Consider the following 14,744-nt stretch of genomic DNA (forward strand, 5'->3'; position numbering starts at 1 on the left):
TCCGGCCAGCTTAGCGTTAAGGCAACCCCCGTAGGCCCGCTCCCTGAGGATTCTTCGTGCCACCCCCTTCGCCCCTCGAATCCGCCGAGGCTCAGCATGACCAAGCCGCGTCGGTCACCCTGCAACCCGTCACACAGCCGGTCGGCGTCGTTAGTGAGCGGCTGCCGTGGCGGCACACCTTCATATCCCTCAAGGTACGCAACTTCCGGATCTTCGCGATGGGACATTTCATCGCTGTGGTTGCCCTGTGGATGCAACGGATCGCCCAGGACTGGCTGGTGCTCCAGCTCTCCGGATCCGTCACCGCCGTCGGCATCACCGTGGCCCTGCAGTTCCTGCCCTCGCTGCTGCTCGGCCCCTGGGGCGGAATGGTGGCCGACCGCTTCGCCAAGCGCAAAATCCTGATGCTATGCCAGAGCGTGGCCGCCGTGCTGGCTGCGACCCTGGCGGGCCTGGCCCTGACGCAGCGGATTGAGGTCTGGCATGTGTACACGATTGCGCTGGTGCTGGGGCTGGTCACCGTGCTGGACCAGCCGGCGCGGCAGGTCTTTGTCAACGAACTCGTGGGACCTGCCTTCCTCCGCAACGCCATCAGCGTCAACTCCACGATCTTCCAGCTGGGCGGCCTGATCGGCCCGGCCGTCGCCGGCGTCCTGCTCAGCGCGGTCGGTGCGGGCTGGGCGTTCGCCGCCAACGCGGTGGCCTGCTGTTCCACGCTGACCATGCTGATGGTCCTCCGCAAGGATGAGCTGCACCTCACGCTGCCGGCTGCCAAACGGAAGGGCATGCTCCGGGAGGGGCTGAGCTACGCCCTGGCCAAGCCCACCATCTACTGGCCGTGGCTGATGGCCGGCTTTGTCGCGGTGTTCGCGATGAGCCTGCCCGTGCTGCTGGCAGCGTTCGCCGACCACGTGTACCACGCGGGTGCGGGCGGCTACGGGCTGCTCAACGCCTTGGTGGCACTCGGGGCGCTTGCCGGGGCGATCACCTCCGCCCGACGCCGGCAGCTCCGACTGCGCTCGGTCGTGCTGGGCGCGGGAATGTACGGCCTGATGCTCTGCCTGGCCGCTGCGGCGCCCTCGCAAGAGCTGTTCAGCGCAGCCATGGTGCTGGCCGGCTTCTGGTGCCTGATGTTCCTCACCGCGGCCAACCAGCTCGTCCAGGTCAGCGCCAACATGGGCATCCGAGGCCGGGTCATGAGCCTGTACATCATGGTGCTTATCGGCGGGCAGGCCATCGGCGGTCCGCTGATGGGATGGCTGGCCGAGCACCTGGATCCCCGCACGGCAATCCTGGTCTCCGGCGGCGTGCCGGCGCTGGCGGCCGCGGCGGTGGCCCTCGTGCTGGCCCGGCGCGGCGAGCTGACGCTCAAAGTGGACCTGGCGAATAGGCGCCCCTTGCTACGGATCGTCCGGGCCTAGACTTTCCGCGCCGGCTGCGGCTTTCCGCGCCGGAAAGGGACAGCCGCTACGCGGATCGGCGTAGCGGCTGTCCGAAAGCGGCGCAGAAAACCGGGCGCCGGCGCGGAAGCTGCTAGCCGGCCAAAGGCAGGTGCGGGTAGTCCGGCTCCCGCTGCTGGAACTCCAGCACATCCGGATTGAGCACGACGCCGTCGCGGATTTCGATCGCTCGGTGGATGGTTTCGTTGCTGTCCCAGGCTGCGGGCCCGGCGAGCACCGTCGGCAGGAACGGCAAAAGCGCATCGCTGATCTCGGAGGTGGCTGAGTTCCAGAGGTAGGACGGGCTGTGGTCCACAGCGTAGTAGTCGATGTGGTCACCCACCGTGAACATCGGCTCGGCGAAGGTGGTGGTCTTCGCCCAGGTGAAGCCCATGCCCTCGTCGCAGGACACGTCCACGATCAGGCTGCCGGACCGGAAAGCGTCCAGATCTTCGGTGCGCAGGTAGGTCAGCGGCGCGTTCGGATCCTGCAGGGTGCAGTTGACCACGATGTCACTCTCCGCGAGGAAGGGCGCCAGCGGCACCCTGCCCCGTTCGGTGATGACTTCGCTCAGGAACGGCGCCTCGCTGTCGTGGTCGAACTGTGCGATCCGCACCGAGTGGATGGGGGAACCCACTGCCGCGACCCCGCGGCTGGTGAGTACCTGCACGTCGTGTACGCCGTGGGCGTTGAGGGCGGTCACGGCGCCGCGTGCGGTGGCGCCGAAACCAATCACGACGGCACTCAGGCGGCGTCCGTAGTCGCCTGTGGTACCGGTCAGGGCCAGGGCATGCAGCACCGAGCAGTAGCCGGCCAGCTCGTTGTTCTTGTGGAAGACGTGCAGGCCAAAGCCGCCGTCGCTAGCCCAGTGGTTCATCGCCTCGAAAGCGATGAGCGTGAGCTTCTTGTCGATCGCCAGTTGGGTGATGGCTGCGTCCTGGACGCAGTGCGGCCAGCCCCAGAGGACCTGCCCGTCGCGCAGTTCGGCCAGGTCCGCCGGCTGCGGTTTGGGCAGCAGCACGACGTCGGCCTCAGCCAGCAGCTGCGCACGCGGCGCGATTCGACCGACGAGGCCAGCCAGCTGAGCGTCGGGCATGCCGAAACGTTCCCCGTAGCCCTCTTCCAGGATCAGCTGCTGCCTCAGCTCCGGGGTGATGCGTTCAAAGTGCCGGGGATGGATGGGAAGGCGGCGTTCGTCCGGCTTGCGCGTGGTGGCCAGGACGCCGAGGGTGAGGTGGTTCGGGGAACCGGTCACTTTTTCTTGGGGCTCGCGGTCTTGGCGGCGGCCACTTTGTCGAGGGAGCTGGGGGGCGCCGCAGCGGCCCTCTTGTCAGCTCGCTTTTCCTTGATGGACTTGCTGGATTTCTTGGATGCTGCTTGACGGGGGGACTTGTCAGCCATGATTGCTCCTGTAGCGGAACCGAAGAGGTTCCAGACTCCTGACGATACAGGTAGCTGCCTAACGGGCTCCTGGCGCGGACCGGAGCGGGGGAAATAACTGGAGCGGCTGACGGGAATCGAACCCGCGTATCAAGCTTGGGAAGCTAGCGCTCTACCATTGAGCTACAGCCGCAAAGGGGCCGGCAGGATCCTGTATCGGGGCCTGCTGGACAACGAGATTTACCTTACCCCAGCCGGAGGGTTTCCCAGAACAGCCACACGCCACTGAGCTCCACAAAGCAACGGTCGCTGCCCTGGCTGGCCGGTGCTGGACCCCTGCCGGCCCACTCACAAGCTCCGCCGTCGACGAAGTGCCGGCGTGAATCTTTCCAAGTAGTCAGTACACCCCTCGCCGACGCGTTCGGATGCGGCAACGGATACTTCGTGAAGCCCGGGGACTGGCGAGGGAAAGGGCCCGCGTGCCCACCCCCACTTGCTGCTTCTTGAGGCCCGTCGTTGCGTCGGGTTCGCACCGAATCCCCACGCCAATAGGTAGACCCATCTCAGTTCTGCGTAGTGCCTCCTGCCACGAAGCGTAATCCGGGGGCCAAAAGGGGTAGCGCACACTCGTGTGCGCCTAAAAGTCATCTATTTGACTAGGGGAGATCGCAGCCAACCCCTATTCACTAGAAGGTCTCACCATGGTTTGTGGAGCGCCGATCCGTGTTCATGTTTTTCGGCTATTGGATATGTTCCAAGGGCGTGCTTCCGTCTCCGGCCACGTCGACCCCTCTCCCCGAACGGCTGAAGAAGCCGCAGGCTCCGCGCTGGGGCGGGCATGAGCGAGGTCAAGCATCGCCGGCCGTTCCATGCAGTGGGCCGGCTGGCGGCTCCAACCAGGACCCATGCACGATCGCACGCTTCCCTGAGGTCCCAGCACTCGGTGTGGGACAACGAATCCCGGACTCAGACGACGGCTTCCAGGAGGGAGGTCTCCCTTCGGTGGCGAAAGTTCGCGAACCGCTTGCGACTCACCGACGTGGCGGCGATAGCCGTGTCCTTGGCTTCGGCATACCTGTTCAGGTTTGGGGTCGAGGTGCCGACCGGGGCCACAGCGGAATTCGAGGCGAGGTACGTGGCGGTTTCCGTGCTGCTTCTGGCTGCTTGGATCGCCGTCTTGGAGATCTATCCCACCCGTGACCCCCGGATCTTCGGGGTCGGTGCAGCCGAATACAAGCGCGTCGCACAGGCCACTTTGAAACTGTTCGGTGCCCTGGCCATCGCAATGGTCTTTGTGCGGTTCGACGTCGTCCGCGGATACTTCGCTGTCGCCCTGCCTTTGGGGCTGGTGCTGCTGACCGGGAGCCGGTGGTTCTGGCGACGGTGGCTGAACCTCCAGAGGCACCAGGGCAAGTACCTGTCCCGGGTGATCGTGATCGGCGACCGGCCCGACGTCGAATACGTGATCAACCAGGTCCAGAAGAACCCGACCGCCGGCTACGAGATCACAGGCGTCGGGTTGTCCACCCTGGATAAGTCCATGGAGCTCCGGCCGCCCTGGTACCGGGTGCCCGTCGTGTCGACCCTCGCCGATGTATCGAGGATGGTGGAAGTCTCGGGCGCGGACGCCGTCATCGTCGCGGGCCGCGTCCCGGGTGGCAGCACCTACATTCGGGAGCTGGGATGGAAGCTTGAGGCGACGGGGACGGAACTCGTCCTTGCTTCAACGCTCACGAACGTTGCCGGTCCCCGGATCCACTGGCGCCCTGTCGACGGACTTCCCCTCGTGCACGTGGAACTGCCGCAGTATGCCGGCGCCAAGCACGTGCTCAAGCGGGTAATGGATATCGCCGTCGCCTCCCTGGCATTGATGATGCTGTCGCCGCTGATGCTGGCGCTCGCCATCATCGTCAAACGGGACAGCGCCGGCCCCATCTTCTTCCGCCAGCTGAGGGCAGGCAGGAACGGTGAGCCTTTCTACATGCTGAAGTTCCGGTCGATGGTCCAAACAGCCGAAACGGACCTCGACGCCCTGCGCGAACTCAACGAGGGGTCCGGGCCGCTCTTCAAGATGCGGAACGATCCACGGGTCACCGGGTGCGGGCGCTGGATGCGGAAGTACTCGCTGGATGAGCTTCCACAGTTCTGGAACGTGCTGACCGGCGAAATGAGCCTGGTCGGCCCCCGGCCACCGCTGCCCGCGGAAGTCGAACGCTACGAGAAGTTCACCAACCGCCGGCTGCTGATCAAGCCCGGCATCACGGGCCTGTGGCAGATCAACGGCCGCTCCACCCTCCCGTGGGAGGAGAGCATCCGGCTTGATCTCTACTACGTGGAGAACTGGTCACTCACCGGGGACCTGCTGATCCTGTGGAGAACCTTCAAAGCCATGCGCAGCCCAGTCGGCGCTTACTGATGGAGCAACCATGACAACGCGAATTGGCTACGCGGCCGGTGCTTTCGATCTGTTTCACATTGGCCACCTGAATTTGCTGCGGCACGCGAAGGCGCACTGCGACTTCCTGATCGCTGGCGTCGTGTCGGACGAGCTGCTGGTCCAGTCGAAGGGCCGGTCACCCGTGATTCCGCTGGCCGAGCGCCTGGAAATCGTCCGAAACATCCGCTACGTCGACGAAGCAATAGCAGAGACCCTGCCCCGCAAGATCGACACCTGGCGCAGCCATCCGTTCGATGTCTTCTTCAAAGGCGACGACTGGCGGGGAACGCCGAAGGGCCTCGCGCTGGAGCGCGAATTCGCGGCGGTCGGCGTGGAGGTTGCCTATTTCCCGTACACGATGCACACGTCCAGCACCGCACTCCGAAGGACTTTGGAGCTCATGAACTCCGGGGCCCAGGAGAGGGGGGCTCTGCAAAGCCTGCCCTGAAAGCCAGCCCGGCAGCTGTCCGCACGCTTACCAAGGCAACGCCCGGTCTCGATCAACGCTCGGTCTCCATTTACAGCTCGGTCTCTATCAACAAGAAACACCTGTGGGGGTAAAAGTGAAGCATTCAACTCGCCCGTCTGACGGTTTACGGATTGCCTTGGTGGGTACGCGCGGCGTGCCGGCACACTATGGAGGATTCGAAACCTGCGTAGAGGAAGTAGGGCGCCGACTCGCGGAACGCGGGCACCGGGTGACCGTCTACTGCCGCACCGGTAACAGCCCCGGCCAGGAAGCCCGGGAATTTGCCGGCATGCGGCTGGTGCACCTGCCCGCCCTACGACGACGCTCCCTTGAGACTTTGAGCCACACCGGACTTTCTGTGGCTCACCTCCTGACGCGCCGAGCGGATGCCACGATAGTTTTCAACGCAGCCAATGCGCCCTGGCTTCCACTGCTCCGGCTGGGCCGGCTTCCGGTCGCCACCCACATGGACGGCCTCGAATGGAAGCGCGCCAAGTGGGGCCCCGTCGGCCAACGCTATTACCGCTGGGCCGAGGGCTTCGCTGTTCGGTTCTCCAATGCACTGATCGCGGATGCGGCCGGCATTCGCGACTACTACCGGGCCACCTTTGACGCGGATACCGAACTGATTTCATACGGTGCGCCGTTGCTTGCGCCCCGGGAGCCCAAAGAGCTGGCGTCCCTTGATCTGGCTTCCGGCAAATACCATCTGGTGGTTGCCCGGCTTGAGCCGGAGAACCACGTCCACACCATCGTGGAGGGCTACGTACGCAGCAACGCCAAACTCCCCTTGATCGTCGTCGGCTCCACCCCCTATGGCCGCGAATACAACGAAAAGCTCACGGCGTCAGCGGACGAAAGAGTGAGATTCCTCGGCGGAGTCTGGAACCAAGACCTGCTGGACGAGCTCTACGCCAACGCGCTGGTCTACTGGCACGGGCATTCCGTGGGCGGGACCAATCCGTCGCTTCTGCGGGCGATCGGTGCTGGCGCGGCAACAAATGCGTTCGATGTGAACTTCAACCGGGAGGTCCTCGGCTCGGCCGGGCGGTACTTCCGGGACCCGGGCGACGTCGCGCGCCTGGTAGAGGAATCGGAAGCGCACCCTGCCGATATCCGGTCCAGGGGAAGCCAGTCGAGGGACGTCGCCACGCGGTACGACTGGGACGATGTGGCCGACCGCTATGAGGCCCTCTGCATCGCCTTGGCATCCCGGACGCTGACGAGGGCGCAGGGCCGAGGCCGGGGCCGGACCGCCGCCGTGGCCAGCCACGCTCCGGACGAAAGCCAGGTGGCGTCGTGACCCGCCTGGGCCGGGGAGCTCCCGGGAGTTCTGACTCGATCCGAAGCGGCTGTGGCGCCGCTCTGCCCGTTTCCAGTAGTGCGCTTATGGAGGTCCCAATGCACCAAAGCCCGGAGGTACAGCCAACCTTCGCTTATAGGGGTTCAAGAGGCGGCCCGCTGACGAGGAAAGTCCTCGCTGCCGTCGTAGGAGCTGCCGCAAGCATCGCCCTCTTGTCGGGCTGCAACGCTCCCGTCGCGTCCGGTGTCGGGCAGGCCGGTACTGTGTCGCACTCAGACGCCGGGGCCAGTGACCCCAAGCCCACGGCGGAAGGACCGACGTTGCCGCCTGGCGGTCCGGGGTTCGTCGACAACTCCAAGGTCGCCCCCGTGGTTAAGCGGGATAACGAAAAACCCGCTGCGGCAAAGGCCAAAGCAGTGGCGGGCGGTTTCGGTACCTCGCCGGCAAAATACGACGACGGAGTGGTGGTGTCCGTGGGCGGCCTGCGCGGCGGTGTGGTGACGGCCACTGGCCCGGGTTCAATAACGGGGGCGCCCTTCGTGCACATGGATGTGACCATTAAAAACGGCGCCAGCAAGGACCTGGCGGTCTCGAGCGTCGTAGTTACCCTGCGGTACGGAGGGCAAAATATTGCAGCTGCACCGCTCTACGACGGCGCTGATGAGGCCGACTTCGGCGGCACCATCAAGGCCGGTGAAAGCCAGACGCGGGGTTACGCCTTCATGGTCCCCAAGGGCACCGACGCCGGCACCATGTTCATCGACATCGACGGCGCCCACGCGCCGGCTGCCCTCAGCGGAAACCTGCCACGGTAGTGGGCAGCCACAAGGTCCGGCTAAAAGCCTCGGCTGCCACCGGCGGCCGGGGGATGGTGGGCGGTGTCGCGGCCCAAGGCTCCCAGGCGCTCGCAAGCTTTGGACTTCAGCTTCTGGCGGTGAGGGCTCTCGGGCTCGATGGCCTGGGGCAATTCGCCATCTTGTACGGCATCATTCTTTTGATCACCGCGGTCGTGAGCGGTTTCGTGGGCGACACCCTGACCGTACTGGACCGCCACGACTCGTCGATCAGGTTCACCCTTCAGCTCTGGTGCCTCGGCCTGAGCCTTGGGACCGGCCTGTGCGGCGCCGTGGTCGCGCAGGCTTCGGGTTTGTTGGCGCCGCCCGGAGCCTGGATCTTCGGCGGCGCGATCATCGTCTTCGTCCTCGAGGACACAGTGAGGCGGCTGCTCATGGCGCACCTCCTGTTCTGGAAGATCGTGGTGGTTGACCTGTTCGGGCTCGGTGGGGCCCTGGCGGCCTTGGGCTTGGCCGCAACTGCCGGTCCGCTTGACCTGACCTCCTTCTTCGCGGCCCTGATCTGGGGGCAATTGGCGGCGCTTGCGGTCGGGATCGTGCTCCTGCCGAAAAGCGACCGCTACCTCGTTGCCAGGGCCCGTAAGTTTTCCCCGGAGGTGGCACGGTACGGGATCTGGCGGTCCCTCCAGCAGGCCGTCCGCCCCGCACTGCTGACGGCCGTTCGGGTGACGGTCACCCTCATGGTCGGACTGGCCGCGACCGGTCACCTGGAGGTCGCGCGGATCTACGTCGCGCCGATCATGTTGATGGTCAGCGGGGCATCTTCGTACCTCTTTGCAGCCTTCGCCCGGGAACACACCGTTTCGATGAAGGAGCTGCTGCGGAGGGCAGACCGGGGTGTGGCCGTGCTGACCGTCGTCGCGCTGGGAGCCGGCATCATCGCCATGGCTTCGCTGCCCAGCATCGGCAGGGTGGTGGCCGGGCAGCAACCCGATGCGGCGGCCGTCCTCGGGTGGATCGCCTACGCCACCTCCGTGGCGGCAGTAACGCCGTACGGTGCCCTAGCCGCCGTCCGGGGAAAACAGGCAGGCGTCCTCGGCCTGCGCCTGGTGGACTCCGTTTTATCCCTCATGCTCGCCGGAGCTTTCGTCGCCTTCACAGCTGGATACACCTTGGTTCCGGCGCTGATGGCGGTGGGCTCCTTGCTGGGAGGGCCCCTCATACGCAGGTTGCTCATCCGGCCCCTGCTTACTTCCGAAATTCAATCACAGGCAGTAGTTCAATATCCGCGGTCTCGAAAGGTGGCACATCGTGCATAGCAGTAAGTATCCAGCGCAGGAACACTCGTTCAGGGGGGCGTCGGCCAGGAAGGCGGGCGATATCGGCTTCCGGCGTTCCATCCGGGGCCTCGCGGGCGCAACCGCAGCCGTCGTCATTGCTGCCTTCTTCAGCGCCGGGGCCGCCGCGGCAGCGGACAACCCCCCGCCGCCACCCCAACTCCCACCAACAGTGAGCGGCGATGTGCTGCCCACCCCACAGATCAACGGCGTCGTATGGAAGACGGCGGTCATCGGCAACACGGCCTACGCGGTGGGCAGCTTCACCAAGGCCCGACCGTCGGGCTCCGCGGCGGGTACCAACGAAGTTACCCGGAACAATGCGATGGCGTTCAACATCCTGACGGGGGCAATCCTGCCCTGGAACCCAAACCTGAACGCCCAGGCCCGGACCATCAAAGTCTCGCCGGATGAAAAGAAGATCTACCTGGGCGGCGACTTCACCACCGTCTCGGGCAGCACACGCGGCAAAGTTGCGGCCTTTGACGCCGCCACCGGCGCGCTCGACCCCAACTTCAAGCCGACCGTCAACGGTTCGGTCTGGAACGTCGCGGCGAGCAACACCGCGGTCTATGTGGTCGGATCATTCGGTGTTGCCGGCGGCGCGACCCGCCGCAACATGGCCTCGTTCACCACCGCCGCAGGCGCACTGCTGCCGTGGAATCCCGCGTCCGACGACATCGTAGAGGCCGTCGTGGCCGCGCCGGACGGCAGCAGGGTCGTCGTCGGCGGCCGCTTCCAGCAGCTCAACGGTTCGCCCGTTGTCGGCATCGGGGCCGTGGATGGCGCCAGCGGCGGGCTGCTTCCCTGGACCAGCCGCCCCATTCCAACGCGGCAGGATACCAACCGCTCCGGAGTCACCGAACTGTCCCTGGTCGGCGGCGTGGTCTACGCCAGCGCAGACGGCGAGGGCGGGCACTGGTTCGACGGCCGGTTCGCCGCTGACTTCGCTACCGGCGACCTGCTCTGGCTGAACAACTGCTACGGCGCCACGTACGGTGTGTCCGTCATGGACCAGGTCATGTACTCCGTGGGCCATGCCCACGACTGCACGTCGGTTGGCACGTTCGCCGATCACGACCCGCAGATCTGGAAGCGGGCCACGGCCGACACGACCTTCGCCACCGGTACTGACCAGGGGGCCCCCGGGTCAAACATGAACTACGCCTATCAGCCGGTACCCACGCAGTTGCCGTGGTACCCCGAAGTCAACGCCGGCAGCTACACGGGCATGTACCAGGGCGGCTGGGCGCTGGCCAACAACGGAACCTACCTCGTCATGGGTGGTGAATTCACGCGGGTAAACGGGCAGAACCAGCAGGGCCTCGCCACCTTCGCGAAGCGATCCGTCGCCCCCAACAAGGTGGGGCCGGCCTACAGCCCGATGAAGCCTTCCGTTCTGTCCCTCAACTCAGGGACAACCCGGGTTGCCTGGACCGGCACCTCGGATATCGACGACGGCACTCTGACCTACGAAGTGCTGCGCGACAACGGCACGGTCCCGGTGTTCAGCATCGACGCCAAATCACCGTGGTGGGCGCTGCCTCAGCTAGGGTTCACGGACACCGGCCTCGTGCCGGGCTCCAGCCACACCTACCGTGTCCGGGTAAAAGATCCGTCGGGTAACAATTACACGGGCAGCCGGTCGGATGCGGTCGTAGTTTCCTCGGCCACGCCCAGCGCCTACGCCCGGAAGATCATCGCCGACGGGGCCACGAACTACTGGCCGCTGAATGAGCCCACCGGGTCCGTCGTCTTCGACAACGCCTCCTTCGCGGATGCCGACGCCGGCACCGGAGTCACCCGCGGTGCGGCGGGCGCCATTCCCAACGACGCGGCGTCGAACTTCGACGGCTCCGGCGCCGGGTTCGCTGCCACCCGGGGCGCCGCTCCGGGGCCCGACACGTTCACGGCGGAAGCATGGTTCAACACCACCAGCACGCGGGGCGGAAAGATTCTCGGCTTTGGCGCCTCGGCAACCGGAAACTCGGGGAGCTACGACCGCCACATCTACATGGATAACGCAGGGCATGTCTGGTTTGGCGTCTACCCCGGAGGGGTCCAGACACTGAGCACCAGCAACACCTACAACGACGGACAGTGGCACCAAGTCACCGCCAGCCTGGGCGCTGACGGAATGCACCTGTTCATCGACGGGGTCCCCGCGGGTCAAAGGAGCGACGTTACCTCCGGCCAGGCCTACAACGGCTACTGGCGCATCGGCGGCGACAACCTCGGAGGCTGGCCCAACCAGCCGGACAGCTCCTACTTCGCCGGTGCCATCGACGATGTTGCCATCTACCCGACGGTGCTTTCACGGCAGACAGTCCTCTCGCACTTCACTGCGAGCGGCCGGGAATCGAGCCTTCCCCCGGCGCCGACGGACGCCTACGGAACGTCCGTAACATCCGACCAGCCGGATCTCTACTGGAGGCTGGACGAGTCGGCAGGCAACGTGGCTGCGGACTCCAGCCAGTCCAGCAACAACGGCGCCTACCAGGGCGGCGTAACCAAGGGCGCTACCGGCGTGATCCCGGGCTACAGCGGAACAGCGGCCAGCTTCAACGGCCAGGACGCAGCAGTTGCCGGCCAAAGCTCGCTCACCAATCCGACGAGCTACTCCCTCGAGTCGTGGTTCAAGACGACCACCACCCGGGGCGGCAAGATCATCGGCTTTGGCAACAGCAACACGGGACTGTCCAGTAACTACGACCGCCACGTCTACATGCAGGACGACGGCACTCTCGCCTTCGGAGTCTGGACAGGCCAGCCGAACTTGATCATCACCCCGGTCGCCTACAACGACGGCAAATGGCATCACATGGTCGCCGAGCAGTCCAGTGACGGGATGAAGCTGTTCCTCGATGGCGCCCTGGTGGGAACCAACCCGCAGACGCAAGCCCAGCCCTACACCGGCTACTGGCGCGTCGGCGGGGACACGACCTGGGGATCGTCCAGCCCCTACTTCGAGGGCACCATCGACGAAGTAGCGGTGTACTCGAAGGCGCTGAGCGCAGATCGGGTGGCTGCCCACTACAACCTGGCCGCACCGGCCAACGTCCTGCCTGTCGCCGGGTTCACCTCCACGGGCGACAACCTGAACGTCACAGTGGACGGCACCCAGTCCAGCGACCCTGACGGGCAGATTGCGGACTATGCCTGGGACTTCGGTGACGGCCAGTTGGGCTCCGGGGCCACGGCAACCCACAGCTACACGGCTGCCTCCACGTACGTCGTCAAGCTGACCGTTACCGACAACCGCGGCGGGAAATCGACGGTCTCCCACGACGTAACTGTCACGGAACCGCCTAACCAGCTGCCGTCGGCGGATTTCACCGCTTCGGTGGCGAACCTCAAGGTATCCGTGGATGCAGCGGCGTCCCACGATCCGGACGGCACCTTGGTGGACTACGCCTGGGACTTCGGTGACGGGCACACAGCGACGGGCGTGAACACGGATTACACCTACCTGAATCCGGGGAAGTACACCGTGACGCTGACCGTGACGGACAACCGGGCCGGGACCAGCACCACCACCCGGGAGGTGACCGTGGAACGGCCGCCAAACGTGCTGCCCACCGCTGCCTTCACCCCGGCCATCCAGGGCCTTGACGGATCCTTTGACGCCTCGGCTTCAAGCGACTCTGACGGGCAGATCGTGGACTACAGCTGGGACTTCGGTGACGGCTCAACCGGGACCGGGGTAACCGCGCACCGCAGCTACGCGGCTGCCGGCACATACACCGTCACACTGACGGTGACGGATGACCGCGGCGGCCAGGCACGGATCGCCCACGACGTCACGGTCGCCCCTGCACCCAACAGGGCACCGACGGCGGCCTACGCGTTCACCACCACCGATCTCCGGGCCGCCTTCGACGGATCGGCGTCGTCCGATCCGGACGGAACGATCGACGCGTACGCGTGGGACTTCGGCGACGGGTCAACCGCAACCGGGGCCGCGTCCGCGCATGCCTACGGCGCGGCGGGAACGTACAACGTCACCCTGACGGTCACCGACAACAAGGGTGCCCGGGACGCCGTGGTCCACGCGGTCACAGTGACAGCCGCCCCACCGCCAAATGCGCCGCCGGTCGCCTCGTTCACGAGTGTGGTCAACGGGCTGAGCGGACAGTTCGACGGCGCAGCCTCATCCGATCCGGACGGCACGATCGCCGCCTACGCGTGGGACTTCGGCGACGGAACCGGGGCAACGGGGGCGACGGCGAATCACAACTACGTCAGCGCCGGCGATTACTCGGTCACTCTGACTGTCACTGACAACAAGGGAGCAACGGACTTCATCGTCCATAAGGTGACGGCCTCAGCGCCCGCGAACGCAGCCCCGGTGGCGGCATTCACGTCCCAGGTGCAGAACTTGAAGGTCAGCTTCGACGGATCGGCTTCCACCGATTCGGACGGGACCATCAGCAGCTACGAGTGGGCGTACGGGGACGGCGCGACGGGGACGGGCGCCACGGCGACCCACAGCTATGCAACCGCGGGCGACTACGACGCCGTGCTTACGGTGACCGACAACTCCGGGGCGACCAACTCGGTCACGCACCGGGTCACGGCCACAGCGGCGCCGAACACCCCTCCGGTGGCGGCCTTCACCAATTCGGCGGGCAGCCTGCAGGTTTCCTTCGACGGCTCTACGTCGACTGACTCCGACGGATCGGTCGCCGGCTACGCCTGGGACTTCGGTGACGGGGCAACCGGCACGGGAGTGACCGCGTCGCACCGCTACGGGAAGCCCGGAACGTTTACCGTCCGCCTCACGGCCACCGATGACCAGGGGGCAAGCTCCACCAAAATTGCCCAGGTGGTGGTGACGCAGCGGAGCTTCTCGCAGGATACGTTCTCCCGGACCGTCACCGGCGGCTTCGGTTCCGCTGACCAGGGCGGCGCCTGGACCAGCACTTCCAGCGCCAGCAACTTCTCGGTCAGCAACGGAAAGGGGAACATCCGCATGGCGGGTCCGGGATCGGGCCCTTCCATCTTCCAGAAGTCGGTAAGCCAGACTGACGCCGAGATTCGGGTGGCCGCCGGAGTAGACAAGGCCCCGACCGGCGGCGGAATCAATCTGTCCGTCATTGGCCGCAGCGTCGACGGGCAAGGCGACTACCGCGCCAAGGTCAACCTGCTGGCAAACGGGGGAGTCACCCTGGGCCTGTTCCGTGTGAACACCTCCGGGGTCGGCACCATGGTGGCCGCCGAGTCGGTGGTCTCAGGGCTCACCTACCAAGTCGGAGACGTCCTGAACATTCGGGTGCAGGTAACGGGAACATCCCCGACGACGGTGAAAGCCAAGGTCTGGAAGGCGGGCACTCCGGAGCCCGCGACCTGGACGAAGACGGGCACCGACTCCACTGCCGGCCTACAGGTAGCAGGCTCTGTCGGACTGTTCTCCTACCTCTCCGGGTCCGCAACCGTGGCACCAGTCGTCGCCTCGTGGGACAACTGGTGGGCCGGGGAGAGCGCGGACCAATAGCCCGGGATGCTATCCAGCCGAGGCCTCAGGCGGGCAAGACCGCCTGAGGCCTCGGCCCCCGGGGACCTGAGTTGCCACCGGAAGAACGGTG

The 14,744-nt window shown here is 65.7% G+C and carries 9 protein-coding genes and 1 tRNA gene; 7 read left to right on the plus strand and 3 right to left on the minus strand.

From position 1 onward, the window contains the following. Positions 1-56: 56 nt before the first annotated feature. On the plus strand, positions 57-1,421 hold the full coding sequence (locus AC1DNC_RS07495) for an MFS transporter (RefSeq protein WP_476861939.1): 1,365 nt from the start codon (positions 57-59) through the stop codon (positions 1,419-1,421). 112 nt (positions 1,422-1,533) lie between these two features. Here the strand turns inward: AC1DNC_RS07495 and AC1DNC_RS07500 are convergent, their stop codons facing one another. From AC1DNC_RS07500 to AC1DNC_RS07510, 3 genes are all read right to left on the minus strand, one after another. Beyond that, positions 1,534-2,694 carry a N(5)-(carboxyethyl)ornithine synthase gene (locus tag AC1DNC_RS07500; RefSeq protein WP_476861940.1) on the minus strand — a complete coding sequence of 387 codons (1,161 nt, stop codon included), beginning with the start codon at positions 2,692-2,694 and terminating at the stop codon, positions 1,534-1,536. Next, complete coding sequence (locus AC1DNC_RS07505) at positions 2,691-2,840, minus strand: hypothetical protein (protein WP_476861941.1); 150 nt, start codon at positions 2,838-2,840, stop codon at positions 2,691-2,693. The genes AC1DNC_RS07500 and AC1DNC_RS07505 overlap by 4 nt, the downstream gene beginning before the upstream one ends. 98 nt (positions 2,841-2,938) lie before the next feature. After that, positions 2,939-3,012: transfer RNA gene (locus AC1DNC_RS07510), tRNA-Gly, on the minus strand. Positions 3,013-3,843: 831 nt separating this feature from the next. Here AC1DNC_RS07510 and AC1DNC_RS07515 point away from each other — a divergent pair. The 6 genes from AC1DNC_RS07515 (at position 3,844) to AC1DNC_RS07540 (ending at position 14,653) form a co-directional block, all read left to right on the plus strand. After that, entirely contained in the window at positions 3,844-5,235 is a 1,392-nt protein-coding gene (locus tag AC1DNC_RS07515) for a sugar transferase (protein ID WP_476861942.1), read from the plus strand. A gap of 10 nt (positions 5,236-5,245) precedes the next feature. Beyond that, positions 5,246-5,704, plus strand: coding sequence for an FAD synthase family protein (locus tag AC1DNC_RS07520; protein ID WP_476861943.1), 459 nt, complete (start codon positions 5,246-5,248; stop codon positions 5,702-5,704). A 115-nt stretch (positions 5,705-5,819) separates the two neighbouring features. Beyond that, positions 5,820-7,028 carry a DUF1972 domain-containing protein gene (locus AC1DNC_RS07525; RefSeq protein ID WP_476861944.1) on the plus strand — a complete coding sequence of 403 codons (1,209 nt, stop codon included), beginning with the start codon at positions 5,820-5,822 and terminating at the stop codon, positions 7,026-7,028. A gap of 368 nt (positions 7,029-7,396) precedes the next feature. Further along, entirely contained in the window at positions 7,397-7,843 is a 447-nt protein-coding gene (locus AC1DNC_RS07530; protein ID WP_476861945.1) for a DUF4352 domain-containing protein, read from the plus strand. Then, a complete protein-coding gene (locus AC1DNC_RS07535) occupies positions 7,843-9,141 on the plus strand; it encodes a polysaccharide biosynthesis protein (protein ID WP_476861946.1) in 1,299 nt (432 codons plus the stop codon). Before AC1DNC_RS07530 ends, AC1DNC_RS07535 begins: the two co-directional genes overlap by 1 nt. Further along, entirely contained in the window at positions 9,134-14,653 is a 5,520-nt protein-coding gene (locus AC1DNC_RS07540; RefSeq protein WP_476861947.1) for a PKD domain-containing protein, read from the plus strand. The genes AC1DNC_RS07535 and AC1DNC_RS07540 overlap by 8 nt, the downstream gene beginning before the upstream one ends. The last annotated feature ends 91 nt before the right edge of the window (positions 14,654-14,744 follow it).

This window comes from Arthrobacter sp. 01N442 (assembly GCF_056399345.1).

What these genes read in the sequence shown, in the direction of transcription:
- AC1DNC_RS07520 (WP_476861943.1), top strand. Translation starts at nt 5,246, where the DNA reads ATGACAACGCGAATTGGCTACGCGGCCGGTGCTTTCGATCTGTTTCAC.
- AC1DNC_RS07505 (WP_476861941.1), bottom strand. Translation starts at nt 2,840, where the DNA reads ATGGCTGACAAGTCCCCCCGTCAAGCAGCATCCAAGAAATCCAGCAAG.